The organism is Pelomonas sp. Root1237 (assembly GCF_001425055.1).
Lineage (GTDB): Bacteria > Pseudomonadota > Gammaproteobacteria > Burkholderiales > Burkholderiaceae_C > Pelomonas.
The window spans coordinates 709,396-735,409 of sequence record NZ_LMDK01000012.1 but is presented as its reverse complement, the minus strand read 5'-3'; the positions used below and the strand labels follow the sequence as shown (position 1 = coordinate 735,409).

Here is a 26,014-nt window from a genome sequence, read left to right as displayed (position 1 = left end):
TCAGACGCCCAGGCCCGCCTGCGTGGTCACGGAGCGCTTGCTGACGGGGGACATGCCCAGCGTCACCTGCGCATAGACCTCGTCGGAGCGCGGCATGATGATGGGCGTGTGGATGTCGGCCCAGCCGACGATCTCGGTGCCGGCGTCCTCGTCGAGCTTGGCGGTGTCGATGGCGCGCTTCTCGGAGTAGTTGACGCTGCCCGCGGCCAGCACCGAGACGGCCTTGTAGGGGCGCAGCAGCAGGCCGCCGGCCAGCCAGGTGAAGGTGCTGATCAGGTCGTCGGCACCGCCGTCGCCGGAGGGCAGATGGTCGCCGGCGAGGTCTTCGCCAAAAAGCTCGATCTCCAGCCGATAAGTGCGGCCGACATCGCTCGCGTCGAAGGTCATCGTGCCGGCGACGGTCACGTCGCGCTTGCTGCCATTGACGGCGCCGAGGGTGATGGTGGGGGTGGAAAGCGTGGCCATGATGGGCTCCTTGAGTCCGTTGGATCAGGTCGATGGCTCGCCGAGATGGCTTGCCTGCCTGTACTGACGCAAGGCAGCGACCGCGGGGATCAACCCCGCGTTGGTGAAAGTTCACCCTGCGCCGACGCCACCCGGCCGAAACGCCGCCGGCGGGCGGCCCAGCAGCCGCAGGAAGGCGCGCCGCATGCGCTCGGTACTGCCGAAGCCGCATTCCAGCGCCACCCGCAGCACCGACGTCGATCCGCCCTCCAACGCCGCGCGCGCCGCTTCCACGCGCAGTTGCTCGACCGCCTGCGCGGGCGTGGCGCCCGTCTCGGCGTGAAAACAGCGCGCGAAATGCCGTGGGCTCATGCAGGCCCTGGCGGCCAACTCGTCCACGCGGTGATCGCGCTTCAGGTCGCGCCGCACCTCGTCCAGCAGCGCGCCGAAACGGCCGTCGGGGCGCTGCAGGTCCAGCAGCGGCGAGAACTGCGACTGCCCGCCGGGCCGCCGCCGCTCCACGACGAGCTGGCGTGCGGCCTCCCGCGCGAGGTCTTCGCCATGATCGTGGGCCAGCAGTGCCAGGCAGAGGTCGATGCCGGCGGTCATGCCGGCGCTCGTCCAGAGTTCCGGCAAGCCAAGCTGGCGGACTGCGGGCTCGCGGACGTAGATGCGGTCGGGCTGCAGGCGCACGGCGGGAAAGTCTGTGGCGAACTGCCGGCTGCGTGACCAATGCGTCGTGGCCGTGCGCTCATCCAGCAGGCCGGCGGCGGCCAGCACGAGGCTGCCGCTGCAGATGCTGGCGACGCGCGCGCCCGATTTGCTGGCCCTGCGCAGCCAGGCAATGAGGCGGCCGTCGCGGCAGGCGGCGTCCACGCCATCGCCGCCGATCACCATGACCAGGTCGAGATCTCCCAGATGGCGCGGCAGCCCCTGCACCGGCCAGGCCACGCCGGCCGAACTGTGCACGGCAGGCGGCGCACTCGCCACCAGCCGCCAGTCGTAGCTGCCCGGCCGCGTCAGGCGGGCGAGCTCGAACACCGCCATAGGCCCGGCCAGGTCGAACTGCTGGAAGCCCGGGAAGAGCACGAAGGCGATGCGGCAGGTCATGCCGACATGATGGCAGGAAAGGTGGGAACTGCGTCATGGCGGCCATGGGCCAACCCACACAAACTGTGGCCATGGACCACGAAGCACCCACCATGACCGACCCCGGACACGACCTCATCACCATCACCCGCCGCCCCGACACGGTTTTCGTCTCGGGCCAGGGCGCCTGGCTGACCGACGAGGGCGGCAAGCGCCACCTCGACCTCGTGCAGGGCTGGGCCGTCAACAGCCTGGGCCACAGCCCGGCTCTCATCACGCAGGCCCTGCTGGCGCAGTCGCAGCGGCTGCTGAACCCGAGCCCCGCCTACTACAACCGCCCGCTGCTGGACCTGGCCGGGCGCCTCGTGGATTCAAGCTGCTTCGACCGTGTCTTCCTCGCCAGCTCGGGCGCCGAGGCCAACGAGGGCGCGGTGAAGCTCGCGCGGCGCTGGGGCAGCAGCATGCGCAGCGGCGCCAACGAGATCATCGGCTTCGAGCAGGCTTTCCACGGCCGCACGCTGGCGATGATGAGCGCTTCGGGCAAGCCGGGCTGGGGCGAGATCTACCCGCCCATGCCCGGCGGCTTCGTGAAGGCGCGGCTCAACGACATCGCTTCGGTGGAGCGCGCAATAACGCCACTCACGGCGGCCGTGATGATCGAATTCGTGCAGGGCGAGGCGGGCGTCGTCGTGGCCGACCCGGGCTTCGTGCGCGAGCTGCGCGCGCTGACGGCCGAACGCGGCGTGCTGCTGATCGCCGACGAGGTGCAGACCGGCATCGGTCGCTGCGGGCATGCCTTCGCCTACGAGCACTTCGGCATCGAGCCCGACGTGATGACGCTGGCCAAGGGCCTGGGTGGCGGCGTGCCGCTGGCGGCATTGCTGTGCAAGGAGGCGTTCAACTGCTTCCTGCCCGGCGACCAGGGCGGCACCTTCTGCGGCAACCCGCTGATGGCGGCGGTGGGGCTTGCCGTGGTCAACGAGGTCTGCCGCGAGGAGTTCCTGGCCGGTGTGCGCGAGCGTGCGGCGCAGTTGTCCGCCGGGCTGCAGGCCGTCGCGCACGATCACGGCCTGGTGGGCGAACGGGGCCTCGGCCTGCTGCGGGCTCTGGTGCTGCCGTCAGACGTCGCGGGCGAGGTGGTGGCGGCCGCCCAGGCGCTGGAGCCGGTAGGGCTGCTGCTCAATGCGCCCCGCCCTCACCTCATTCGACTGATGCCGGCGCTGAACATCAGCGCGGCCGAGATGGACGAGGGGCTGGCGCTGCTGCGCCGGGCGCTGCGCGAGGTGCTGGGTTGAGGTTCAGCCCTGCGTGGTCCCGAAGATCTTGTCGCCCGCGTCGCCCAGGCCCGGGATGATGTATCCGACATCGTTCAGGTGACTGTCGATGGCCGCCGTCCAGCACCGCACATCGGGATGGGCCGCTTGCAGGGCCTTCACGCCCTCGGGGGCGGCCACCAGCACCAGGGCGCGCACGTCCTTGCAGCCGCGGGCCTTCAGCAGGTCGACGGTGGCGATCATGCTGCCGGCCGTGGCCAGCATGGGGTCGATGATCAGCGCCGTGCGGGCGTCGAGGTTGCCCACGAACTTGTCGAAATAGTTCACCGGCTTGAGCGTCTCGTGATCGCGCGCCAGGCCCACGACCGAGACCTTGGCGTTGGGCAGGATGTCCAGCACACCGTCCAGCATGCCCAGGCCGGCGCGCAGGATGGGCACGACGGTGACCTTGCGGCCCGCGATCTGGTCGATCTCGGCGGGGCCGCTCCAGCAGTTGATCGTCGTCTTCTCCAGCGGGAAGTCGGCCGTCGCCTCGTAGCAGAGCAGCCGCGCCACCTCGCCGGTCAGCTCGCGGAACTTCTTCGTCGAGATGTCGACCTCGCGCATCAGGCCGATCTTGTGCTTGACGAGGGGGTGCTTGACTTCGATGACGGCCATGGCGGGCTTCCTATTTTTTCTGAATAGTCAGAATTATCGACGTTGACGCAGAGCCTCGTAGAGGCAAACCCCGGACGCTACCGACACGTTCAGGCTTTCGACGGCGCCGGCCATCGGGATGCGCACCAGTTCGTCGCAGGTCTTGGCCGTCAGCTGGCGCATACCCTCGCCCTCGGCGCCCAGCACGAAGGCCACCGGGCGCTTCAGGTCCAGGTCGTAGATGGAGCGCTCGGCCTGGTCAGACGTGCCGACCACCCAGATGTCGCGTTCCTTCAGCTCATTCAAGGTCCGTGCCAGGTTGGTGACCATCAGATAGGGCACGGTCTCGGCCGCGCCGCTGGCCACCTTGGCCACCGTGGCGTTCAGGCCTACGGCGCGGTCCTTGGGGGCGACGACGGCATGGGCGCCAGCGCCATCGGCCACGCGCAGGCAGGCACCGAGGTTGTGCGGGTCGGTCACGCCGTCCAGCACCAGCACCAGCGGCGGGCCTTCCACCGCGTCCAGCACATCGTCCAACGAATGGAGCTGGGCCAGCGCCTGCACCCGGGCCACGACGCCCTGGTGGCGCGGGCTGCCGGCGATCTGGCTCAGACGCTCGTCGTTGCTCTCCACCAGCTTGGCGCCGGCCTCCTTGGCACGCTCGACGAAGGCGCGCATGCGCTGGTCGCGCCGGGACGGGTCGAAATGGACCTCGGCGACCGAGGCCGGATGGGTCTTGAGGCGGACGGTGACGGCGTGGAAGCCGAACAGGACGGACTTGGGGGAGCTCATGGCCGCATTGTCGGTTCAGCGGCCGGCCTGCTTCCTCGCGTTCTCCATGACGTTCACAAAGCTGTCAGTCCAGAAGCGCGCCTTGTTCTTGGCCAGATGGTCCAGCAACTGGTCATGCGCTTGACGCGTGACGCTCAGGTGTTCTGCACCCACGCCGTGAAAGAGCAGCGACACCAGCGCATGCTGGGCCGCCGCCTTTTCGACCAGGGCGATCAGTTGCTCGCCGCTCCAGCCCTCGACGAAATAGACCGGCATGGCATAGGGGTCGAGCGCGGCAGCATCGGTAGCCATGGCCGGGCCGGCAGCCCGGTAGGCGACGAAATGCGGCTTCAGTGCCGCGACGAAATCCTGGCCGCCGGCCTGCATGTCCAGGCACGGGGGCGTGAACGTGCGGCGGGCCTTGCCGTCCAGCGCTTGCAGCCAGGTGTTGGCGGCGATGACCTGCTCCTGCACCTGGGCCGGCATCTGGCGCTCCAGGTCGCGCTGCGGCTGCACCCACTCGCGGCCGGGGCCTTTGGCCGAGCAGCCGTGAAAGAGGCTGTGGTTGCCGAGCTCGTGGCCCGCCGCGGCGGCGGCCTTCCATTCGTTCTGCCGGCCGGGCAGCGTCGGCCCGTTGATGGGAATGTAGAAACTCGCCCTCAGGCCGCGCTTGTTCAGCGCCGGCACGACATGATCGAGCTGGCTGTCCAGCGCGTCGTCATAGCCCAGGCTGACGGCCGCCTGCGCGCCGTTCGGCCACACGAAGGGCGCCGCCTGGACTGTCCAGCTCATCAGCAGGCCAGCGGCGGCCAGAAGCAGTGCCCGCATCACGATCCTTTCAGCACTTGAACAACCATCAGCACGCCGATCAACATCGGCTGATGGACCATATAAAAACTCAACGACCAGCGCCCCAGCACAGCCAGCGGCCGCGGCGCGCTGCCGGTCCAGAGGCCGGGCCAGGCACGCGTGACGACAAAGCCGAGCAGCATGACGCCCAGCCACGGCAGCACCGGCACATAGTCCTCGGTGATGGGCTTGTGGGTGACGAGGCCGACCCAGTTGGTCCAGCGCGTGTCGAAAAAGGGCAGTTGCACCAGCCGTGGCGCCGCAACGGCCAGCGCGGCCAGCACCAGCAGCACCGCGTTCGGCAACCGGCTCAGGCCCATCCGCAGCAGCAGCAACATCACCGCGATGCCATGCAGCACGCCAAAGCTGATCCAGCTGTTGGGGAACATGAACCACGAGCCCAGCGAGACCAACGCCGCGCAGCCAGCTACCTGGCTCCAACGCTTCCAGAAGCGGCCAGCGCCCTGCCCCGCCAGCACCGCAAGGGCCTGGCCGCCGCCGGCGCAGAACAGGAAGAGGCTGACGATGCAGATGCGCTGCCAGGTCCAGACCGGGTCGCGGTAGTAGTCCTGGCGGATCCAGCCGAAGTGGTTCAGGTCGAAACCGAAGTGGAACGCGGCCATCCAGACGATGGCCAGGCCGCGCAGGGCGTCGAGGCGATCGGAACGGGGGGGCGATGGGTCGGCGGCGGCCGTGGGCATGCAGGGCTAGGGAGTCGGCGAGGACGCCGGATTCTGACGCCTCGGCACATAGCCCCGCTGCACGAAATCGGTCTGCATCAGCCCCTGCATCGCGAACTGCGGCCCGCGCGCGCCACGCGCCCTAGCAACACGGCGAGGCGGCGGCGCCAGCGGTGGCTGGCTGGCGGCGTTTTCGGCGGGGCGCGCCGAAGCCGGCACGTCGGACGCTGCCGAGGCGGCGGGGCTGGGGATCTCCACCCCATTCGGTTGCAGGTTGCGCGCCGGCAGGGGCACACCACTCTTCTCGCAGGGCTGGTCGGTGTAGCGCACCTGCCCGTCCACTTCACACCGCCAGACCTGCTGCGCCCAAGCACCGCCGCATGTCAGCCACATTGCCAGACACATTCCCAACCCTGCAGCCAAGCGCTTCATCGTGGATCTCCACGCAGCCCCGGCAGCGCGCCGACTGCGCGCAGACCATCGGCAAACGCCGTGCCCCCACGGGTGAGCGCTAGGAAGCCGGCGCGGAGGCGGGGTTTTGAATTCTTTGCAGTCGCTGCTGCTGGCGACGCTGCATCTTCTCCTCGGCGATGCGGCGGCGGTTGATGCGGTCACCCTCGTCGGGGTCGGCCGCACTGTGCATCGCCTCGGCGCGAAGGCGCGCGTCATAGCGGGCGCGATCGCTCAGCTGCGTCTGCGCCGCCTGGGCCTCGCGGCTGATGGCCCAGTCGGCCTCGCGATAGCGCCCCTGCCCTGCACGGCACTGGCGCACGCGGCGCACCTCGTCCTGCAGGAACTGGCGTTCCGCATCGCCCAGCGTCGTCGAATTGGCGCGGACTTCCATGCCACGAATCTCGCCGTCACCGGGGCAGGCATTGCCCGCCGTCGCGATGGGCGCCGAAGCCGCGGACGCTGCTCCCATGGTGGCGCGGATCAACTCCGGCTTGAGGCTCTCGACGACATTGGGCTGCAGGCTGCGCTCGGCTACCGGCTGGCCGCTGCCCGGGCAGGGCTTGTCGCTGAAGCGCACCTGACCGTTCAGCTCGCACTTCCAGACCTGCTGCGCGCCAGCGCCAAAAGGCAGCAGCGCAAGGCCAATCGCCAACCCCAAGCACGAACTCACTCGCCGCATCTCAAACCATCCCTTTGAATTCGATCCTCGCATAACGCATCACCGGACCATGCGCCGACAGGCCAGGCGCTGGATGCGACGCGCTGCCCTGTCGATGTTCTTTACAGTCGAAGTCGAGCGCCAAGGCCACGACCTCCCGGTGGGCGCCGGACACGACAGAACATTGACGCAATGTCAGGCGCTCGGGGGCGCTGGCTTTGCCAAGACATCGTGCAAGGTGCGCTGGCACTGGCGCAAGCTCAGGCAGACGCCGTGATGCTCCCGCAGATGCTGTTGCAGCAGCTTCCCATCCCATCGCCCTTTGGCGTAACCGCAGCCACTGGGCGACGTACGGAGCTCTGCAGCCACTTCCAGCGACTTCACACCGGTCAGCCGCGGCGGCCGTCCCGGCGCACGCTCTGCCACCAGCATGACGGTGACTCCGTGAAAATGCCGAACCCAGCGCTGCAGGCTGCGGGGGCTGTCGCCAAACCATGCCGCAACCTCCGAGCAGCTGCGCCCGCAGGCCACCAGGCAAACGCAATGCAGACGGTGCAGCGCCTGCTCCTGGGCCGATCGATCGGATCCGATTCGCAACATCTGCCGCAGCGCATCGAGCGCCGCGTCGGGCAGTTGGGTCATGAAATACCTCCCGGGCATGGCCGCCGGCGTGCGACATGCCTTCTGACGCTTCCGTCTGGAGTCGGCAACTGGCACGTTCGATGCTCGCTACCGGAGGAATCAGCCGGCAAGGGCACGCCTTCTGACAACAGCCAATATAGGCGTTGCGATCGGTGCCTACCTCCAAGGAGACACACCATGCCCTGTCCTCACACCCGCAGCAGCCATCGGTGGGTTGCCTTGCCGCTTCTGGCTCTTGCGCTGCCCGCGCTGGCCGACACCGGCCCCGAGGCCAACAGCAATGACTGCAGCCAGCGCAACGCCTATGTGATCGAGCACAACTACACCCGCACGGCGCTGGACTTCACCATCAACTACACGGATCGCCGAAACGGCGGCACCATCGTCGCCTCGGATCACGTCGGAGAAATCGCGGCGGGCGGGCAAAGCGGCAAGCGCGAAATTCCCGACGCCGCGAAGAAACTGACGCTCTGCGACGTCGTCAACCACACCCGCGCCGTTGGCAACCCTGGCGGCCCAGGCGGTGGGGCCGGTGGGCCGGACGACATCTGGAGCGGCGCCGAGCACGATCAGAAGTTCGAGGTGCTCTACAAGGACCCGGCCACCGGCAAATACGTTCAGCAGAGCATCTTCCATTTCCTGGCCCTGGCTTACGGCGGCGAGGAAATTCCTTTCCTCGACTTCTGGTTCGACACCAGCGGCGATGGCCGCATCGACGCAAACGATCACATGTACGCGCTCTACGACATCGGCGAGTACACGCACAGCGGTGCCGACTCGCTCGCGGCGCTGCGCTCCCGCTTCCTGCCGGGCCAGGCGGTGGACATCCTCAATGGCCGCATCGCGGGCATCGACGGCCTTTACTTCAGCACCACCGCCTTCACCTTTGACGAGAGCACCGGCTACCAGGGCAGCAACTACTCGGGCAGAGGTTTCGGCGTGACAGACCACACCTTCTACAGCCGGCTGCCCGAGCCCGCCAGCCTGGCGCTGACTCTGGCGGCGCTCGTGGCGGGCCTGAGTTCTCGCCGGGTGAAGCGGCCCCGGGCTTGAGCGCACGCCCGGGAGGGCAGCACGGGCGGCGTGAAGCGGCGGGCCTCGGGAGCCCGGAGTTGTGCCCAAAATGCGGATCGACGCCACTCCCGCCGACGCCCCGTGCCCACCCTGCCCCGCCGCCTCACTCTCGCCGTCGCGCTGCTCTTCCTCGGCTGCGCTCCCGCTTTCGCCAAGGCTCAAGCCCAGCCTCGCGCCGTCAACGCCCGCGGCGCGCTGGACGCCGAGGAGTTGAACAACATCGGCGTCTTCAAACGCGTGTCGCCGTCGGTGGTGCACATCACCACGCTGAGCGTGCAGCGCGACTTCTTCTCGCTGCGCACCAGCGAGCAGCCCAGCGGCACCGGCACCGGTTTCATCTGGGACGACGCCGGCCACGTCGTCACCAATTTCCACGTCATCCAGGGCGGCGACCGCGCCACCGTCACGCTGAACGACCAGAGCAGCTTTCCAGCCAAGCTCGTCGGCGCCTACCCGGACCGCGACATTGCCGTGCTGCGCATCGAAGCGCCCCACGAGAAGCTGCCGGCAATCGCGGTCGGTGCCAGCCGCGATCTGCAGGTGGGCCAGAAGGTCTACGCCATCGGCAACCCCTTCGGCCTGGACCAGACGCTGACCACCGGCATCGTCTCGGCGCTGAACCGCGAAATCGAATCGGTCACGCGACGCACGATCAAGGGCGCCATCCAGACCGATGCGGCCATCAACCCTGGCAATTCGGGCGGGCCGCTGCTGGATTCGGCGGGGCGGCTGATCGGCGTCAACACGGCCATCTACAGCCCGAGCGGGGCGAGTGCAGGGATCGGGTTTGCGATTCCGGTGGACGAGGTGAATCGCATCGTGCCGCGATTGATTCGAGATGGGCGCTTCATCCGGCCCGCGCTGGGCGTGACAGCCGGGCCGGAGAACCTGGCCAAGGCGCTGGGGGCGCCCAAGGGTGTGCTGCTGGTCAACGTGGCGGACGCCAGCCCGGCTGCGGCGGCGGGCTTGAAACCCTTCGGCAGGGATCGCAGCGGGCGCATCGTGCAGGGGGACGTCATCACGGCTGTCGACGGCGTGGCGGTGGCTGACTTGGACGACATGCTGTCGCTGCTGGAGACGCGGCAGATCGGGGAGAAGGTGACGTTGACGGTGTGGCGGGCGGGGCAAACGCGGAAGGTCACGGCAACGCTGGGTAGCTCAGACTAGAACGAGGGGAAGGCTTTGAACGATTTACCTATGGCTGATGCGCGAAATGATGATCAAGCGCGAAAGCGGACTCGTGCCGCGGTCACCACAAGGAACTTAGCCAGTGCGTCTAACAACACACGATGGAACGAGCTGATCACTCACATCCGCGCTCTTGATGGCTGGCGTCCTTCTTATCGCTCGAAATCAGTTGATGGCACCGTCTCGAATTGGGATGTCGAATGGTTTTATCACCTGCCCTTTCCGTTTGAAGCTGTCGAATGGTTTGACATCGGCCTGTCCGAGGAGGGGCCATTCATAGGAAAGCTGCTTCCTAGAGAGAGCATTGACCATCGAAACGAAATCCTGCCAATCTTGGAAAAGATTGGCTTCGACTTCGAGCAGCGTGGCGACGTCGTACGTATCTGGGGTTATTTACCAAGGTCTTACGACGATTTCGCACCTCAATAGCGCGACGACAGGGGCGAGATCGGCAAGAGCCACCCCGTAAAGTAGCGACCCGCCCGACAAGTCACGCGACTTGGGCTTACTAGACAAACGACAGGACACCCCATGGGCGCGCAATGGAAAGCCAAACACAAAGACATCGCCGCCAATGCCAAGGGCCGGCTCTTCGGCAAGTTGTCCAAGGACATCATGATTGCCGCGCGCCACGGCGCTGATCCGAAGGACAACGCGCGGCTGAGGCTGGTGGTGGAGCAGGCGCGCAAGGTGTCCATGCCCAAGGAGACGCTGGACCGCGCCATCAAGAAAGGCGCCGGGTTGACCGGTGAGGTCGTCCACTTCGAGCAGGCCATCTACGAAGGCTTTGCGCCGCACCGCGTGCCGGTGATGGTGGAGGTGCTGACGGACAACGTGAACCGCGCCGCGTCGGACATGCGCGTGCTGTTCCGCAAGGGCCAGCTCGGCACGGCCGGTTCGGTGGGTTGGGACTTCGACCACGTCGGCATGATCGAAGCCGAGCCTGCCACGCCAGGCGCCGACGCCGACACCGCCGCCATCGAAGCCGGCGCGCAGGACCTGCTGCCGCCCGACGAAGAAGGCGTCACCGTCTTCCTGACTGAACCGACCGACCTCGACCTCGTCAGCCGCGCCCTGCCCGAGCAGGGCTTCAAGGTGCTCAGCGCCAAGCTGGGCTATCGACCCAAGAACCCCATCGACCCGGCAAGCCTGAACGCCGAGCAGTTGGACGAGGTGGAGAGCTTTCTCGCCGCGCTGGACGCCAACGACGACGTGCAGCACGTGTACGCCGGGCTGGCGGGCTGACTCACCTGGTGCGCCGTGCCAGGCGCATGCCGCCCAGACTGACCAGCCCGGCAAGCATCAGCGCCCAGCTGCGGTTTTCCGGCACGGCGTTCACCAACAGCCCCCGGGCCGACGTCAGGGTGTAGCCCTCCGGCAGCGAATACTCCACGCGCGCGCTGAAGCTCAGGGATGAGTTCAGGCTGGACAGCGCGAACTCGAAGCCGCGCTCAAACGGCGTGCCGACCACTGCGGTGAACGAGGCTGAATCGACGCGATGGAGGGTGGGTTGAGTGACGCCGCCACTGAAGGTTGCGGTGCGGCCGAAGGCGAGCACGTCACGTGACGGGTCATTGGCAATCCGATCTGCGACCGCGTTCGCCGAGGCGCTCGGCGTCAGCGAACGTTTGCCGCTGATGAAGGTGTAGCTGGTCAGCACAAAGCCGGAAGCGCTTCGAGCCGTGGTGCCATCGAGGGTGACCGTGACGCCGACCTGCACCGTGGGCGTGGGCCCCGTGATCATGAACTGGTCGAACTGGACGGCATCGATGACGGAGGTCGGCACCGTGGAGGGTGTCGACTTGACGGACAAGTGCATGTCCATCCCATTGACGAAAACATGGGCGCTTCCGCTCGAAGGGCTGCCGTAGTAGTCGGCAAACGAAGCCGTCAGGTCCGCGCCATTCGTCAGCGTGCACGACACGGAGTCGCCGCCCAGCGGCAGCAGGCCGGTGCACGTCGAGTGGTCGGAAACGAAGTTGATTTCGCGGGTGACCCCTGGGGCTAGCGGAAGCGCCCAAGTGGCGCTGCTGCAGGCTGTGGCCAGGCAGGCGACGGCCATGAAGCGCCGGGCCGGTGAAAGATCGTTGTGCATTGCAAGCTCCCGTTTGCGCCGCCGGCGGTGCGCAGGCTGCAGTTCGATGATGGAAGGCGCAGCCACCCTGCACCACCCACAGATGACCCACAGCACCTGGGCCTGCCCTAGCATTCGGCGATGAACCCATCGCAGCCTGAAGCGGCAGCCGCGCAGCGGTCGGGCGAGTTGCTGGACGTCTTGCGGGCGCTGTCGGTGCAGGCCCCTGGCGCGCTGGATAGCGCGGCGGCGTTGGCGCTGCGGGCTCAGGCCGACGGACAGGTGGCGCTCGCCGCGGGAGCAGCCGGTTTGGTGGTGCTGGTGGAGCACCTGCAGGCCTGCCTCTACCGCCACGCCATGGCCATGCTGGGCGTACTGACCGCAGTCGGCCCGGACGCAGCCGGCACCGGCATCGAAGGCCTGCTGGCCTGGGCCGGGGCCTCGATTGCCCATGACTACGGCGTGCTGCCCGCGTGGCCGCCCGCCAATGTGGCGCTGTTGATGGAGCGCGCCCGAGGTGCACCGAACGACGTCTCGCTGGCGCTGGCCTGCGCGCTGGGTGAGCTTTGCGAGCGCCATGGCGAAGACGCGGAGTTCGAGCTGCTGTTCGCGCAGGTCGCCTCTGTTGAGCAGCAGCCAGATGCCTCTCCCTTCTGGCGCGGCCACTGGGCCATCGTTGCAGCCTGGCATCTGTATGCCTTCTCCAAGGTCGACGAAGCGCGTGAGCGGCTGGTGCTGGCGCAGCAGCTGGCCGCCGAACACCATCTACCGGGGCTGGCCGCCGTCGCGGCACTGCAGCGCGCACGCCTGGTGGAGTGCAGCAGCGACCCAGCAGCCGCGCTGGCCCTGGCAGCCCAGGCCGCCGCCGCGGGCGATGCAGCCAGCACGCCGCTGTGGTGGGCCGACCAGGCCGATGTGCGCTGCCGCGTGGCCCTGCTTGAGGGCGACTTCCATGCGGCCCTGGGCCATGCGCGGCGGGCTCTGGGCCATCTGCAGATGAGTGGCGCCTGGCCCGGCTACCAGGTCACCTACCTCGTGCAGGAGGGCTATGCACTGATTGGCTGCGGCAATGCCGAGGATGCTGCAGCGCGCTTTCAAGGCTTGGGCGAGATGCAGTTGCCGCGCTATCTGGCGGCACGCCTGCGCTGCCTGGCAGACTTGACCGCACTGATCGCCATCGGCCAGCGCAATGGCTGGGGCGCCCTGCCGGACGCCGCCCTGGCCCGCGCCATGCGCACGCTGCGCGAACTGGAGTGGCCCGGCGTGCTGCCGCTGCTGCCGCTGCACATCGGCGAGATCTTCTGCCAGGCCCTGGTTCAAGGCGCCGAGACGGACTGGGTGCGCTCGGCCATCCGCACACGCCGGCTCGCGGCGCCGCCCGGCGCGCCGGAGACCTGGCCCTGGTCGGTGAAGGTCCGTGCCCTGGGTGGCTTTGAGATGTGCAACGACGCCGGCGCCGTGCGTTCAGCGGAAGGGCGCAAGGCCGCCAGCAAGCCGCTCGAACTGCTGCGCTATCTGGCTTGCCGCGGCACCGAGGCCGCCTCAACCGAGGCCGTGGCCCGCGAGCTGTGGCCCGGTGACGGCCGTGAGGGGCGGCAAAAGGCCTTCGAGGTCACCGTCGCGAGGCTGCGCCGCCTGCTGGCCCACGACGCCGCCTTGCTGGTGCAGGACCATGGCGTGCGCCTGAACGCGGACTGCGTCTGGGTCGACGTGCAGGCCCTGAACGACCGCCTGACTGAGCACGAGCACTCACCTGCTGGCAGCTCTGCCGCCGCCGGGGCCCTGGACGCCGCCCTCAAGCTCTACCGTGGCCCCTGCCTGACGCTCAGCGAGCAGACTTGGGCGCTGGCTGCGGCCGAGCGCTGGCGGGCCCGCCTCGCCGCGGCGCTGCTGCGTGAGGCACGCGACGCAAGCGTCGACGCCACGCAAGCGCGGGAATGGACGCTGCGCGCTGTGTCCGCCGACCCCGGCATCTCAAGCCATGTGGCTGCGCCAGCGACCCATCACTTGTAGAACGCAGCGATCTGGGGGATGAATCTCTCCGGATTGCCGCCGACCAGATTCGTCAAGACGACGACGGCCAAGCCCTCGTCCGGATAAACGATGAAGGCCGCGCGGTTGCCGCCGATGCCGGCGACCTGCCTTTTCGGGCTTGAGGCGAGCACAGGCCAGCCGGCCGCCCAGCTGCCTTCAGCACCACTGCTCAGCTTCTCGGGTGTCCACATGCGCTGCGCGCTGGCCGCGCTGATGAACCGGCCATTGGACAGCGCGACGATCCAGTTCGCCAGCTCGGTGGCCGTCGTCTGGATGCCGCCTCCCGCATGGAGGCTGTAGGGCATCTCGTAGACCCAGTGAGACAGGCGATCGGCATCGTCCGGCGCGAGCGTTCTGCGGGGAAAGCGGCTGTAGATCGTTGCAGCGTTCGCCACGAGGTCATAGCTGTCGCCGAACGTCGTCAGCGGCATGTCGGCCAGCGCGAACTGCCGCTCTTTCATGTAGCGCTCGTAGGGCATCTTGGCCTGCTTGACGATGATCTGAGCCAGCAGGCCGTAGTTGGTCTGGTTGTAGGCAAACTTCTCACCGGGCGGCGCTTCCATGGGTTGCTGTTTGACCGCCTTCCACATGGCCGCTTCAGTGCTGCCAGTGACGGGGCCGGGTTGATCGACGATATCAGGCAGCCCCGAGGTGTGCGCCAGCAACTGCCGCACGCGGATGGGCTGCCAAGCGCTCGGCAGGTCATCGAGATAGCGGGATACCGGTGCCTCAAGATTCACGAGGCCGGCCTCGGCCAACTGCATCAACGCAACGCCTGTGAGCGGCTTGGTGCCGGAGTTGAGCGGGAACAATGTCTTGGCCGTTGCGGGCACACGGTTTTCGACGTTGGCCCAGCCATAGCTTTCGCACAGCACGATCCGGCCGTCCTTGACGACGGCAACCTGCAGCCCCGGTATGCGCTGTTCCTTCATCGTCTGTTGAATCAGGCGGCGCGTCTGATCGTTCGAGGTTTCGATGGCATCAGCGGCGCGGCCGAGGCCAGGCAGTGCCAACAGCAATGCCGCCGTCAGGATGACGAGGGTCTCTCTTCCAAATTTCATAGGCTGTTCAGGACGGAGCGTGGGTGAGTTGAGGTGTCGAACCTTGGCGCAACCCGTCATCGTGCGGCAGCTTCTGACCGATGACGTAAGTCAGAGAGGTTGAGGGGCGGCGCTTGATCCCACGTCACACTGCGCCAGCAACCACTGCTCGAAGGCCTTGACCGCCGGGCGTGACTTGGCCGCCGGGTCGACGATGAGGCGATAGGCCCGCGCCGACGCGATGCCGGCATCAAACGGCGTGACGAGCTGGCCGCTGGCCAGCAGCGCATCCACCAGCGGCCGCCGGCCCAGCGCCACGCCCTGCCCCGCAATGGCGGCGGCGATGGCCTCGGAATAGCTCGAGAAACTCAAGCGCGCCGCCGGCCGCAGATCGACCAGGCCCCAGGCACTCAGCCAGGGCTCCCATTCGGCCGGCATGCCGGCGCTGTCGCCATCCATGGCCAGATGCAGCAGCGTGTGCCGGGCCAGGTCGGGCGGCTCGCGCAGCGGCAGGCCCAGCTCGCCCACCAGCCGTGGGCTGCAGACCGGCACCATCGATTCGGCAAACAGCTGTTGGCCCTGAGCCGCGCCGACCGGGCTGTAGCGGATGGCGAGGTCAAAGCCCTCGCTGGCCAGGTTGCGGTTGCCCAGGCCGGCATCCAGGCGCACGTCGATGCCCGGGTGGGCACGGGTGAAGCCGGTCAGGCGTGGGATCAGCCACAGCGACGCGAAGCCCGGCGTCGTCGTCAACGCCAGCATCTGGCGCTGGTGCGGCTCACGCACCGCACGCACGGCCACACGCAAGGTGTTCAAGGCCGTCGAGCAGGCGGCGTGCAGGCGCTGGCCATCCTCGGTCAATGCAAGCGCACGGTGGCGGCGCTCGAACAGCGTCACGCCGAGTTCGTCCTCCAGCGCGCGGATCTGCCGGCTCATGGCCGACTGCGTGATGAAGCGCTCTTCGGCAGCCTGGGTGAAGCTCAAATGCCGCGCCGCCGCCTCGAAGGCGGCCAGCAACTGCAGCGGTGGGAGGTGGTCAACGGGCTTTGTTGGCATGCGCTGGTGGAATGCGAAGCCTTCCGAATGATCGTTTGTCGGCAAGGTGGCCAAGCGGCACTATCCGCGTCAGACGGCCGCAACGCAAGCATGCCAACCCGGCATGCCAGTCCGCCGCCCCAGGAGCACACCATGCTGATCGACGTCCCCCGCACCCGGCTGTTGCTGCAACGCGGCCAGATCTCGCGCCTGCCCGAGGCCCGCGCCACCCATCTGTGCAGCGCGTCCGGCACGCTGTGGATCACCATCGACCACGATTCGCGCGACATCGTGCTGGAACCCGGCCAGTGCTTTGTCGTGCAGACCGATGAGGCGGTCACCGTCAGCGCGCTGAGCGGCCCGGCGGTGCTGGACCTGAGGCCGGCGGCGACCGGAGCGCGGCAGTGAACACGCTGCTGGCGCCAGCGCCCGTCGCCACCGAGGCGCCCGAGCATTGGATGCTGGCCGGCGGGCACCAGGTCCGCCTGCGCCCCATTGCCGCCGCGGATGCCGCTGCCGAGCAGGCCTTCTTCAGCGCACTGTCGCTGGACTCGCGCCACAAGCGCTTCCATATCGGCCTGCGCGAACTCAGCCCCGCATTGCTGAAGCTGCTGACCGAAGTTGACCAGAGCCAGCACGTCGCCTGGGTGGTCGAAGCCCAAGCCTCCGGCCATCCCGTCATTGCCGACGCGCGCTATGTGCATGACGAAGACCGCCCCGAGCGCGCCGAGTTCGCGCTGGCCGTCGCCGACGAGTGGCAGGGCCGCGGCCTGGGCCGGCGCCTCATCGCTCATTTGGCCGCCCATGCACGACAACACGGCGTGCAGCGTCTGCATGGCGACATATTGGCCGACAACCGCCGCATGCTGGCGCTGATGCGCGACCAAGGCGCCCGCTTGACGGCCCATCCAGACGGCGCACAACTGGTGCGCGCGGTGCTCTGCACAAATGATCCGGTGATTGATGCCTGAACTAAGGACACTCAGTGACGAACAAATTCAGCAACTCATTGATTTTCATTTGATTTTCGTAATAAATTGAGGACAAAATTCAGGACACGCTTCCTGAACCATGTCCGCCGACCTCACCAGCCTCGAACAACTCCTGCGGCCACGCGGCCCTCTGGGGCTGGCGGACATCGCCGCGGCCCTGGGCTGCTCGACCAAGACCGCCCAGCGATTGGTTGCAGCGGCCGGTGTCGCCGTCGTGGCGGCGGGTCAGACCCGGCGTCGGCGCGTCGCTTGGCGACGTGATTTCCGTGGCCAACGCGTTGAGGCCCAGCTCTACCGCATCGCTGCCGATGGCCGCCCTCAGGCCCTGGCCCAATTGCGCCCGATCTGGCCGCAAGGCTGCCATCTCGACACCCTGGCCGCCGCCTGGCCGGCGCCCGACGCCGCACGCGACGGCTGGTACGAGGGCCTGCCCTATCCGCTCTATGACCTGCGGCCGCAGGGCTTCCTGGGCCGCAACTTCGCGCGCCGGCATGCCGCCGGCCTGGGCCTGTCCCCCGACCCACGCAGTTGGGACGACGATGCCCTGCTATTGGCCCTGAGCAGTCTCGGCGACGACCTGCCGGGCGAGTTGCTGGTGGGAGACGCCGTCCTGCGCCGTTTTCTCGATGCCAGGCTGGCGTCGCCGGCGCCGCTGCATGAGGCAGGACTGCCAGCCCGCTACGCCGAACTGGCAGCCCAGGCCATGGAAGGCGCACTGCCCGGCTCATCGGCGGGCGGCGAATTTCCCAAGTTCACGGTGGCACGCGAACTGGCAGGCATGGCGACACCGCATTGCGTCGTCAAGTTCTCGGGCGCCGACGAGTCCGCAACGGTGCAGCGCTGGCGCGACCTGCTGGTCTGCGAGCAGCTGGCGGCGGCGGCCTTGGGGCTGGAGGCGGCGCACACCCGGCTGCTGGCACATGAGGGGCGCCACTTCCTGGAAAGCGAACGCTTCGACCGCATCGGCCCGCACGGGCGGCGAGGGGTCGTCAGCCTCGAAAGCGTCAATGCCGGCCTCGTCGGTGAGGCCACGAACGATTGGACCCGGGTGGCCGCTGCACTGGCCGCCCACGGCCTGCTGAGCACGGCGGATGCCGAGCGGGTCGCCGAGCGCCAGCTCTTCGGCCAACTCATCGCCAACAGCGACATGCATGGCGGCAATCTGTGCTTCTTCCACGACGCCGCGGGTCTGAGCCTGGCGCCCAGCTACGACCAGCTCCCCATGCGCTACGCACCGCTGGCCGGTGGCGAAGTGCTGTCCCCGCCGCTCACACCCACCCTGCCGCTGCCGGTGGAGCGGGATCGCTGGCTGCGTGTGCTGCCCCGCGCACGCGGGTTCTGGCAGGCCGCCGCGGCGGATGAGCGCATCAGCCTACCGTTTCGCATGCTGTGCGCCGACAACGCCGTGGCGCTTGAGCAGGCAGCCTCCGTCGCATGAACCGTTTGCTCCTCATCACGCTGCTGCTGGCTCTGGGTGTTGTCGTGGTCAGCCTGGCCGCCGGCGAATGGCTGACCCGCCCGGCCCGCGACTCCATCGGCCCACCACCGCCCGATTTGCGGGCCGAGGCGCTGCGCCTCCCCTACGGCGGCAGCCAGCAGGTCAGCGGCTGGTTCCTGCCCGGCCGCCCGGGTGAAGGCGCGGTGCTGTTGCTGCACGGCGTGCGTGGCAACCGGTTGCAGATGCTGGAACGCGCCCGCTGGCTGCAGCGCGAGGGCATTGGCAGCCTGCTGATCGACCTGCCCTCGCATGGCGAAAGCAGCGGTGACCGCATCAGCTTCGGGCGCCGCGAGGCGTTGGGCGTGCAGGCGGCACTGGGCTGGCTGCGCGCCCGCCTGCCGGGCGAAAAGCTGGGCGGCATCGGCGTGTCGCTGGGCGGCGCTTCGCTGCTGTTCGCCGAGCGCCAACCCGAGCTGGATGCGATGGTGCTGGAGTCCGTCTACCCCACCATCACCGATGCCGTGCAAGACCGCCTGGTGGCGCGCCTCGGCCCGGCCGGCGCCTGGGCCGCACCGCTGTTGCTGCTGCAGATCCCGCTGCGCCTGGGTCTGGGCGTGCATGAGCTGCGTCCCATCGAGGCCATCAAGGCTGTTCACGCGCCGCTGCTGGTCGCGTCGGGCACCGCGGATCGCTCAACGCGCTGGGTCGAGACGGAGCAGCTTTTCGCCGCGGCGACCGAGCCCAAGGCGCTCTGGCCGGTGCCGGGTGCCGGCCATGAGGACCTGCACGACTTCGACGCCTCGGCCTACCGCGGTCGCCTGCTGCCTTGGTTGCAATCACATTTGCGCAAAGCCGGTGGCTGACAGGGCCAAGCCGGCGCCGGCAAGATGCCTGCATGTCTACCCTGCCCCCGCTCTCCATCCTTGACCTGGCGCCCGTCGTCGAAGGGGCCACGACGCGTGAAGCCCTGCTGAACAGCCTGGACCTCGTGCGCCTGGCCGACACGCTGGGCTATACGCGCTACTGGGTGGCCGAGCACCACAACATGGAAGGCGTGGCCAGCTCGGCCACTGCGGTGCTGATCGGCCAACTGGCCGCGGCGAGCCAGCGCATCCGCGTCGGCGCCGGCGGCATCATGCTGCCCAACCATGCGCCGCTGACCATCGCCGAGCAGTTCGGCACCCTGGCCGAACTCTTCCCCGGCCGCATCGACCTCGGCCTGGGCCGCGCGCCCGGCACCGACCGGCCGACGATGCGCGCGCTGCGGCGCAGCCTGGAGAGCAGCGGCGAGGACGGTTTCCCCAACGATGTGCTGGAGCTGCAGAGCTACCTCGCGCCACTGGCCGCGCAGGCGCAAGTGCGTGCCGTGCCGGGCCAGGGCACCGAGGTGCCGATCTGGTTGCTGGGCTCGAGCCTGTACTCGGCCCAGCTCGCCGCCCACCTCGGCCTGCCCTTCGCATTCGCGTCGCACTTCGCGCCCGAGATGCTGATGCAGGCGCTGCAGATCTACCGTTCCACCTACAAGCCCAGCGCTCGCCACCCCAAGCCGCACGCGATGGTGGGCCTGAACATCATCGTGGCGCCAACCGACGACGAGGCGCAGTACCTGTTCACGTCGGCTCAGCAGCGCTTCCTGGGCATGGTGCGCGGCCGGCGCGGCAAGCTGCCCGAGCCGGTGCCGAGCATGGATGCGCTGTGGTCACCGGCTGAGCGCATGCAGGTGGAGCGCATGCTGAGTGAATCCATCGTCGGTTCGCCGGAGACCGTGCGCGCCGGGCTGGCGGAAACGAGCGAGCGCACGCAGGCGGATGAATTCATCGTCGCCTGCGCAGTGCATGACCATGCACTGCGCAGGCGTTCGTACGAGCTGCTGGCGCGGCTCTGAGTTGCGCGCGCTGTCCGAGTCACCGTGAATAAGTGCCTCGGCGTCCAGCCAGTCTGGAATCTCATAGGGACGCGTCGCCTGAAGCGGCCCTGCCCCGTCGACGCCATCCGGGCTTGCGGCACACTGCGCGCATGCCCGCCGCCCAGCCCGCCGCCCCGGCCGAGGTCGCCCCGACGCTGTTCAAGAACGCCAGGGCCTTCGAGGCCTGGCTGAAGAAGAACCACGCGAAGTCCGACGGCCTGTGGCTGATGATCGCCAAGCGCGGCGCGGCCGAGCCCAGCGTCACCTACCCCGAGGCGGTGGAGATCGCGCTGTGCTGGGGTTGGATCGACGGCCAGAAGAAGGGGCTGGACGACCAGCACTTCCTGCAGCGCTTCACGCCGCGGCGTGCGCGCAGCGTCTGGTCCAAGATCAACGTCGAAAAAGTGGCCGCGCTGATCAAGGCGGGCCGCATGCAGCCACCCGGCCAGGCGCAGGTCGAGGCCGCCAAGGCCGACGGCCGTTGGGCCCAGGCCTACGACGGCGCGAAGACGTCCACCGTGCCCGACGACCTGGCGGTAGCGTTGGATGCGAATCCGCCGGCCAAGGCCTTCTTCGCCACCGTCAACGCGAGCAACCGCTACGCCGTGCTCTGGCGCATCCAGACCGCCGTCAAGCCCGAGACGCGTGCCAGGCGCATCGCGCAACTGGTGGACATGCTCGCCCGCGGCGAAACGGTGCATATCTTCAAGCCCAAGCCCAAGCCCAAGCCCGGCTAGGCCATCAGCGCTGCCCCCCCAACCGGCCAACGCACGGAGTTGCAGTTCCGACAGCCGATAGCTGAGACGCAGTGGGTGCGGCAGATCTGAGCCCGATGCGAGCGCATGCAAACCCAGACCTACTACGCCGTCACCGCCCCGCGCCTGACCTTCCAGCCGCTGGCCGACTCGTCCACTGACGTGGAAGTGGCCGTGCTCGGCGGCGGTTTTGCGGGCCTGGCCGCGGCGCGCGGGCTGCAGGAGCGCGGCATCACCAGCGTGGCGGTGCTGGAGGCGCAGACCATCGGCCATGGCGCGTCAGGGCGCAATGGCGGTTTCGTGTTCGGCGGCTACAGCCGCGACGCGGCGGACTTGGTGAGCGACCTGGGCCTGGCAGCGGCGCGTGAGTTCTACGCTCATAGCCGCGAAGCCATCGCACTGATCCGCTCGCGCATCGAGGCCCACGCCATCGACTGCGACCGGCAAGAGGGCGGCGCTCTGCTGCTCAACTGGTTCAGGCACAGCGCACGCGCCGAGCGCCAGTTGCGCGATCAGGCGCGCTGGCTGCGCGAGAACTTCGGCGTCACCTGGGACGAAATCGAGCCTGCCCAGGTCCGGCAGTGGCTGGACACACAGCGTTATGGCGGCGCTCTGCTGGAGCGCGATGCCTTCCATTTCCATCCGCTCAAGTACGCGTTGGGGCTGGCTCGCGTCATCGAGCATGCCGGTGGCAGGGTGCACGAGCACAGTGCCGTGATGAGCATCGAGCGCCTTGCCGCCGGTGGCTTCGTGCTGCGCACCTCACATGACGCCTCGATCCGCGCGGCCCAGGTCGTCGTGGCCGGTGGTGCCTATCTGAAGGCCATGCTGCCAGCCCTGACCGGCGCGCGCCTGCCCATCGCAACCTATGTCATCGCGACCGAACCGTTGCCGCCCAACCTGCGACCGATCCGCACGCCCGCCGCCCTCTACGACAACCGCTTCGCCTTCGACTACTACCGAGCGCTCGCCGATCACCGGTTGCTGTGGGGCGGCCGCATCTCCATCCAGGAGCGCGACCCCGCGCGCATTGCGCAGATGCTGCAGGCGGACCTGCTCAAGGTCTATCCGCAGCTCGCCGCGGTGCGCGTCTCGCATGCCTGGGGTGGGCTCATGAGCTATGCCCGGCACAAGATGCCGCAGATCGGCCAGCTGGCGCCGGGCCTGTGGTTCGCTCAGGCCTTTGGCGGCCATGGCGTGGCGCCGACGACGGTGGCCGGCGAATGGTTGGCGGACGCCATCAGCGGCCGCGCGGACCTGCCCGCCGCCTTGCGGCGCTACGGATTGACGCCGGTCTTCGGCCAGGCGGGTCTGCTGGCGGCCCAGGCCACCTACAGCTGGGCCGAGCTTCGCGACGCGCTCAAGGAGAGGCTGCCCGGCTGATCACTTGATGCGCTGCTTCTCGAGCTTGCGCGCCAGCGTGCGCCGGTGCATGCCCAGGCGCCGCGCCGTCTCGCTGATGTTGAAGTCGGTCTCGGCCAACACCTCGTGGATACGCTCCCATTCCAGCGTCTTGATGGACGCGGTCTGGCGCTCGGTCACTTCCACGTCGGCATCGCCCTGCTTGCGCGCGAAGGCGGCTTCGATGTCGTCTGTGTTGGCCGGCTTGGCGAGGTAATGGCAGGCCCCGAGCTTGATGGCCTCGACGGCCGTCGCGATGCTGGCATAGCCGGTCAGCACGACGATCAGCACCTCCGGGTCCCAGCCATGCAAGGCCTGTACGCAGGACAGGCCCGAAGCGCCGCCAGCCAGTTTGAGGTCGACGACGGCATGGCCGAGTTCCTCGTCCTCGGGCAGCTCGTCGAGCAGGGCCTTCATGTCGTCCAGGCCGGTGGCTCGCAGGCAACGCCAGCCGCGGCGCTCGAAGGAGCGCGTCAGCGTGTGGGCGAAGCTGTCGTCGTCCTCGACGATGAGCAGCAAACGGTCTGCTTCAGCGGGCATGAGTGGCGGATTGTCGCGGCAGCAGCGAAGCCAGAGGCAGCGTCAGCACGACCTCTGCGCCACCGCCCTCGCGGTTGCGAGCCTCCAGCCGCCCGCCCAGGGTGCGCGCGACGTTGACCGACAGGAAGAGGCCCATGCCACGGCCCGGCTGGCCCTTGCTGCTCTGGTAGGGCTCGCCGAAATGCTTGAGACGGTCGGCGTCGAAGCCGGGGCCGTTGTCGCGCACGCTCAAGTGCAGCGTGGCTTCGTCCGGGCAGGTGGCGACGAGGGTCAGCGGCATGCCTGGCGCTGCCTCGAGCGCGTTGTCGAGCAGGTTGGCGACGACCTGCTGCAATGCGCTGTCCGAGATGATCTCGACCTCGGGCAGGTCCTTGTTGCGAAGGGCCAGATCGGCGCCTGCGTGGGCGGACCGCCAGTCCTTGGCCAGGCTGTCGGTGAAGGCCTGCAGCGTCGTCAGCCGCGGTGCCTCGCCGCGCATCTCGCCGGCCGACATCAGGATGCCCGTGACGATGGCCTTGCAGCGCAGGATCTGGCGCTGCATCTCCTCGATTTCCTCGCGCAGCTCGGGCTCGCCCGCAAACGGGGCCATATGGGCCCAGTCGCCCAGGATGACGCTGAGCGTGGCCAGCGGCGTGCCCAGCTCATGCGCGGCGCCGCTGGCGAGCAGGCCCATGCGCACGATGTGCACCTCCTCGGCCGCGCGCTGCTGCAGCTCGGCCAGCTCGGCATCGCGCTGGCGCAGGTTGCGGTTGATGCGCACGATGAAGACGCTGAGCAGGCCGACATTGAGCACGAAGCACAGCAGCAGGCCGCCCAGGTAGTTGGGCGACAGCGTCGTCGGCGATGAGGCATCCAGCAGCAGCGGGCGGTGCCATTGCGTCAGCAGCACGAAGCCCGACACCGCGCTCAGCATGACGGCCATCAGATAGGCCGGCCGCAGCAGCACCGAGGCCACGGCGACCTGCAGCAGATACAGGTAGATGAAGGGGTTGTCGCTGCCGCCGGCCAGATAGAGCTGGCCGGTCAGCACGCCAACGTCGACCAGCAGCGCGATGCAGAGCTCGATCTGCGACACCGGCTGCGTGAGCTTGTTGCGCCAGATGCTGAACAGGTTGAAGACGACCAGGATGCCGAGCAGGCTCAGCATCTCGGCCCAGGGCAGCGTGATCGCCAGGCCGACATGCACGACGAGCACGGTGGCGAGCTGGCCGACGACGGCCAGCCAGCGCAGCTCGATGAGCTGGCGCAGGTTGGCGCGGCCAGCGCGACGCTCGGGCGCGACGATGACTGGCTCAGCAGGTTCGGCGGTGGGGAGCAGCGGCGTGGGGTTCAAGGCAGGGAGCGGCGGCGCTCTTCGCGGAGCAGATAGATGGCGGCAGCCGCAGACATGGCCGCGAGCGCCAGCCAGGTGATGGCGTAGACGGCGTGATTGTTGGCGAAGCGGATCACCGTCAGGCCCGGGCGAGGCCAGCGCCGGGGTTGGGCAGGGTCGGCGGACTCGTCGACAAAGAAAGGAGCGACGGGACCCGTCAGGCCAAGTTCGGTCGCAATGCCAGCAACATCGCGCGAGTACCAGCGCCCTTCTGCAGGCACGTTCTTGCGCAGCGGGCCGCCACCGGTTTCGGTCAGGCGCAGCAAGCCCGTCAGCTCGACGGGGCCGGCAGGCGCGGAATGCTGTTCGGGCGCGCGCTGCTCGGGCGGCACGAAGCCGCGGTTGATGAGGACGGCCGTGCCGTCGTCCAGGCGCAGCGGCGCCAGCACCCAGTGGCCACCGCCCAGTTCGGTCGTGGCCTGCACCAGCACCTCGCGCGGCTCGAAGCGGCCGCGCAGGCGCAGGCGGCGGTATTCGTCGGCCTTCGATACTGAAACCGATGCGGCTGGCGGAGACACCGGCTCCGCATGAACCTGGCGCTCGACGCGGGCAATGAGGTCTTCTTTCCAGCCGAGGCGCTGGAACTGCCAAACGGCCAGCGCGAGGAAGCCCACGCTGGCCAGCGCCGTGGCGACGATCAGTGCCAGGCGCGCCGCGCGGATCACGGCATGTTGCGCATCGCGGCGGGATCGGGCGTCGGCATCATGTTGGCGTTCATGTGATACATGACCCAGACCGAGCCGGACAGCATGATGACGACCAGGGCGCCGGTGAACAGCAGCGCCAGCAGGGACCAGCCCTGCTCGACCTTGGCGTTCATGTGCAGGAAATAGATCATGTGCACGACCATCTGCACGGCCGCGAAGCCGAGGATGACCAGGCCGGTCAGCTTGGGTGTGGGCAACACCTTGCCCATGACGAGCCAGAAGGGAATCGCCGTCAGGATGACCGAAAGGATGAAGCCGACGGCGTAGCCCTTGAAGCTGACGTGGAAGTCGCCTTCACCGTCGTGATGGTCGTCGTGGTGATCGTGGGCATGGTCGGCCATCACAGCACTCCCATCAGGTAGACGAAGGTGAAGACGCCGATCCAGACGACGTCCAGAAAGTGCCAGAACATCGACAGGCACATCAGGCGGCGGCGGTTGGCGGGCGTCAGGCCGAGCTTTTGCACCTGCACCATCAGCGTGACCAGCCAGATGCAGCCGAAGGTGACGTGCAGGCCGTGGGTGCCGACCAGCGTGAAGAAGCTGGACAGGAAGGCGCTGCGGCCCGGGCCGGCGCCCTCGTGGATGAGGTGGTGGAACTCGAACAGCTCGATGCCCAGGAACCCCAGGCCGAACAGGCCGGTGACGGCCAGCCAGGCCAGCATCTGGTTCTTGCGCTTGGCCTGCATCGCGATCATCGCGAAGCCATAGGTGATGGACGAGAACAGCAGCAGGCCCGTGTTGACGGCCACCAGCGGCAGGTCGAACAGGTCGGCGCCCGACGGACCCGCCGCGTAGTTGCGGCCCAGCACGGCGTAGACGGCGAACAGCACCGCGAAGATGAGGCAGTCGCTCATCAGGTAGAGCCAGAAGCCCAGCATGGTGCTGGGCTGCGGGTGGTGGTCGCCCGTGTCGTAGAAGACGGGCGCGGCGCCGTTGACGTGAGAGGTCACAGTTGCAGTCATG

30 protein-coding genes are annotated in these 26,014 nt (G+C 68.2%); 13 read left to right on the top strand and 17 right to left on the bottom strand.

The genetic code is table 11. The annotated features are described in order from the left end of the window. Both ASC91_RS11245 and ASC91_RS11240 read right to left on the bottom strand, forming a co-directional pair. Positions 1-465, bottom strand: coding sequence for a hypothetical protein (locus ASC91_RS11245; RefSeq protein ID WP_056196495.1), 465 nt, complete (start codon positions 463-465; stop codon positions 1-3). 111 nt (positions 466-576) lie between these two features. Then, entirely contained in the window at positions 577-1,554 is a 978-nt protein-coding gene (locus ASC91_RS11240) for a GlxA family transcriptional regulator (RefSeq protein WP_056196492.1), read from the bottom strand. Between the two features lie 71 nt (positions 1,555-1,625). Here ASC91_RS11240 and ASC91_RS11235 point away from each other — a divergent pair, with 71 nt between their 5' ends. Beyond that, complete coding sequence (locus tag ASC91_RS11235; RefSeq protein ID WP_056197231.1) at positions 1,626-2,828, top strand: aminotransferase class III-fold pyridoxal phosphate-dependent enzyme; 1,203 nt, start codon at positions 1,626-1,628, stop codon at positions 2,826-2,828. Positions 2,829-2,831: 3 nt separating this feature from the next. On the opposite strand, the gene upp is transcribed toward ASC91_RS11235, so the two are convergent. The 7 genes from upp to ASC91_RS29810 form a co-directional block, all read right to left on the bottom strand. Then, on the bottom strand, positions 2,832-3,464 hold the full coding sequence (upp, locus tag ASC91_RS11230; RefSeq protein WP_056196489.1) for a uracil phosphoribosyltransferase: 633 nt from the start codon (positions 3,462-3,464) through the stop codon (positions 2,832-2,834). Positions 3,465-3,497: 33 nt separating this feature from the next. Then, positions 3,498-4,235 (bottom strand): 23S rRNA (guanosine(2251)-2'-O)-methyltransferase RlmB, encoded by a 738-nt coding sequence (gene rlmB / locus ASC91_RS11225; protein WP_056196486.1) that lies wholly within the window; start codon positions 4,233-4,235, stop codon positions 3,498-3,500. Positions 4,236-4,250: 15 nt separating this feature from the next. Next, complete coding sequence (locus ASC91_RS11220) at positions 4,251-5,042, bottom strand: polysaccharide deacetylase family protein (protein WP_056196483.1); 792 nt, start codon at positions 5,040-5,042, stop codon at positions 4,251-4,253. Beyond that, positions 5,042-5,764, bottom strand: coding sequence for a DUF1624 domain-containing protein (locus ASC91_RS11215; RefSeq protein WP_056196480.1), 723 nt, complete (start codon positions 5,762-5,764; stop codon positions 5,042-5,044). Before ASC91_RS11215 ends, ASC91_RS11220 begins: the two co-directional genes overlap by 1 nt. Before the next feature lie 6 nt (positions 5,765-5,770). Next, positions 5,771-6,175, bottom strand: coding sequence for a hypothetical protein (locus ASC91_RS11210; protein ID WP_157281457.1), 405 nt, complete (start codon positions 6,173-6,175; stop codon positions 5,771-5,773). A gap of 79 nt (positions 6,176-6,254) precedes the next feature. Next, on the bottom strand, positions 6,255-6,866 hold the full coding sequence (locus ASC91_RS11205) for a DUF4124 domain-containing protein (protein WP_162247769.1): 612 nt from the start codon (positions 6,864-6,866) through the stop codon (positions 6,255-6,257). 183 nt (positions 6,867-7,049) lie between these two features. Continuing rightward, positions 7,050-7,496 carry a helix-turn-helix domain-containing protein gene (locus ASC91_RS29810; protein WP_162247768.1) on the bottom strand — a complete coding sequence of 149 codons (447 nt, stop codon included), beginning with the start codon at positions 7,494-7,496 and terminating at the stop codon, positions 7,050-7,052. Positions 7,497-7,673: 177 nt separating this feature from the next. Between ASC91_RS29810 and ASC91_RS29805 the strand changes: the two genes are divergently transcribed. The 4 genes from ASC91_RS29805 (at position 7,674) to ASC91_RS11185 (ending at position 11,003) form a co-directional block, all read left to right on the top strand. Next, a complete protein-coding gene (locus ASC91_RS29805; protein WP_162247767.1) occupies positions 7,674-8,549 on the top strand; it encodes a PEP-CTERM sorting domain-containing protein in 876 nt (291 codons plus the stop codon). A 102-nt stretch (positions 8,550-8,651) separates the two neighbouring features. Then, on the top strand, positions 8,652-9,737 hold the full coding sequence (locus tag ASC91_RS11190) for a S1C family serine protease (protein WP_056196466.1): 1,086 nt from the start codon (positions 8,652-8,654) through the stop codon (positions 9,735-9,737). Positions 9,738-9,752: 15 nt separating this feature from the next. Beyond that, positions 9,753-10,187: a DUF6678 family protein gene (locus tag ASC91_RS28835; protein ID WP_082532606.1), complete on the top strand. Its 435-nt coding sequence runs from the start codon at positions 9,753-9,755 to the stop codon at positions 10,185-10,187. A 102-nt stretch (positions 10,188-10,289) separates the two neighbouring features. Beyond that, on the top strand, positions 10,290-11,003 hold the full coding sequence (locus ASC91_RS11185) for a YebC/PmpR family DNA-binding transcriptional regulator (protein WP_056196464.1): 714 nt from the start codon (positions 10,290-10,292) through the stop codon (positions 11,001-11,003). A gap of 1 nt (position 11,004) precedes the next feature. On the opposite strand, the gene ASC91_RS11180 is transcribed toward ASC91_RS11185, so the two are convergent. Beyond that, positions 11,005-11,919 carry a hypothetical protein gene (locus tag ASC91_RS11180; protein ID WP_157281451.1) on the bottom strand — a complete coding sequence of 305 codons (915 nt, stop codon included), beginning with the start codon at positions 11,917-11,919 and terminating at the stop codon, positions 11,005-11,007. Positions 11,920-11,973: 54 nt separating this feature from the next. On the opposite strand from ASC91_RS11180, the gene ASC91_RS11175 reads away from it, so the two are divergent. Continuing rightward, positions 11,974-13,845 carry a hypothetical protein gene (locus ASC91_RS11175; protein WP_056196460.1) on the top strand — a complete coding sequence of 624 codons (1,872 nt, stop codon included), beginning with the start codon at positions 11,974-11,976 and terminating at the stop codon, positions 13,843-13,845. Here the strand turns inward: ASC91_RS11175 and ASC91_RS11170 are convergent. Together ASC91_RS11170 and gcvA are read right to left on the bottom strand one after the other, a co-directional pair. Beyond that, entirely contained in the window at positions 13,836-14,885 is a 1,050-nt protein-coding gene (locus tag ASC91_RS11170) for a serine hydrolase (protein ID WP_235531946.1), read from the bottom strand. The two genes, ASC91_RS11175 and ASC91_RS11170, sit on opposite strands and share 10 nt — an antisense overlap. 132 nt (positions 14,886-15,017) lie before the next feature. Beyond that, positions 15,018-15,959 carry a transcriptional regulator GcvA gene (gene gcvA / locus ASC91_RS11165; RefSeq protein WP_082532642.1) on the bottom strand — a complete coding sequence of 314 codons (942 nt, stop codon included), beginning with the start codon at positions 15,957-15,959 and terminating at the stop codon, positions 15,018-15,020. Between the two features lie 132 nt (positions 15,960-16,091). On the opposite strand from gcvA, the gene ASC91_RS29800 reads away from it, so the two are divergent. The 7 genes from ASC91_RS29800 to ASC91_RS11130 all read left to right on the top strand — a co-directional run bounded on the left by ASC91_RS29800 (position 16,092) and on the right by ASC91_RS11130 (position 22,412). Next, a complete protein-coding gene (locus ASC91_RS29800; protein WP_056196450.1) occupies positions 16,092-16,346 on the top strand; it encodes a DUF2917 domain-containing protein in 255 nt (84 codons plus the stop codon). Next, on the top strand, positions 16,343-16,909 hold the full coding sequence (locus ASC91_RS11155; RefSeq protein ID WP_056196447.1) for a GNAT family N-acetyltransferase: 567 nt from the start codon (positions 16,343-16,345) through the stop codon (positions 16,907-16,909). Before ASC91_RS29800 ends, ASC91_RS11155 begins: the two co-directional genes overlap by 4 nt. Positions 16,910-17,009: 100 nt before the next feature. Beyond that, complete coding sequence (gene yjjJ, locus ASC91_RS11150; protein ID WP_082532605.1) at positions 17,010-18,368, top strand: type II toxin-antitoxin system HipA family toxin YjjJ; 1,359 nt, start codon at positions 17,010-17,012, stop codon at positions 18,366-18,368. After that, complete coding sequence (locus tag ASC91_RS11145; RefSeq protein ID WP_056196443.1) at positions 18,365-19,231, top strand: alpha/beta hydrolase; 867 nt, start codon at positions 18,365-18,367, stop codon at positions 19,229-19,231. The genes yjjJ and ASC91_RS11145 overlap by 4 nt, the downstream gene beginning before the upstream one ends. Before the next feature lie 41 nt (positions 19,232-19,272). After that, complete coding sequence (locus tag ASC91_RS11140; protein WP_056197227.1) at positions 19,273-20,253, top strand: LLM class flavin-dependent oxidoreductase; 981 nt, start codon at positions 19,273-19,275, stop codon at positions 20,251-20,253. A gap of 131 nt (positions 20,254-20,384) precedes the next feature. Continuing rightward, on the top strand, positions 20,385-21,011 hold the full coding sequence (locus tag ASC91_RS11135) for a YdeI family protein (RefSeq protein WP_056196440.1): 627 nt from the start codon (positions 20,385-20,387) through the stop codon (positions 21,009-21,011). A gap of 105 nt (positions 21,012-21,116) precedes the next feature. Continuing rightward, on the top strand, positions 21,117-22,412 hold the full coding sequence (locus ASC91_RS11130) for an FAD-binding oxidoreductase (RefSeq protein ID WP_056196438.1): 1,296 nt from the start codon (positions 21,117-21,119) through the stop codon (positions 22,410-22,412). Here the strand turns inward: ASC91_RS11130 and ASC91_RS11125 are convergent, their stop codons facing one another. Genes ASC91_RS11125 through cyoC form a run of 5 tightly spaced genes read right to left on the bottom strand, consistent with a single transcriptional unit; the run spans position 22,413 to position 26,013 of the window. Beyond that, entirely contained in the window at positions 22,413-22,970 is a 558-nt protein-coding gene (locus ASC91_RS11125) for a response regulator transcription factor (protein WP_056196436.1), read from the bottom strand. After that, on the bottom strand, positions 22,960-24,303 hold the full coding sequence (locus ASC91_RS11120; protein ID WP_082532604.1) for an ATP-binding protein: 1,344 nt from the start codon (positions 24,301-24,303) through the stop codon (positions 22,960-22,962). Before ASC91_RS11120 ends, ASC91_RS11125 begins: the two co-directional genes overlap by 11 nt. Further along, entirely contained in the window at positions 24,300-25,007 is a 708-nt protein-coding gene (locus ASC91_RS11115; protein ID WP_056196433.1) for an SURF1 family protein, read from the bottom strand. Before ASC91_RS11115 ends, ASC91_RS11120 begins: the two co-directional genes overlap by 4 nt. Beyond that, the gene (gene cyoD / locus ASC91_RS11110) at positions 25,004-25,390 is read right to left on the bottom strand and encodes a cytochrome o ubiquinol oxidase subunit IV (protein WP_056196430.1); all 387 of its coding nucleotides are present in this window, start codon (positions 25,388-25,390) and stop codon (positions 25,004-25,006) included. Before cyoD ends, ASC91_RS11115 begins: the two co-directional genes overlap by 4 nt. Beyond that, a complete protein-coding gene (gene cyoC, locus ASC91_RS11105) occupies positions 25,390-26,013 on the bottom strand; it encodes a cytochrome o ubiquinol oxidase subunit III (RefSeq protein ID WP_056196428.1) in 624 nt (207 codons plus the stop codon). Before cyoC ends, cyoD begins: the two co-directional genes overlap by 1 nt. Between the last annotated feature and the right edge of the window lies 1 nt (position 26,014).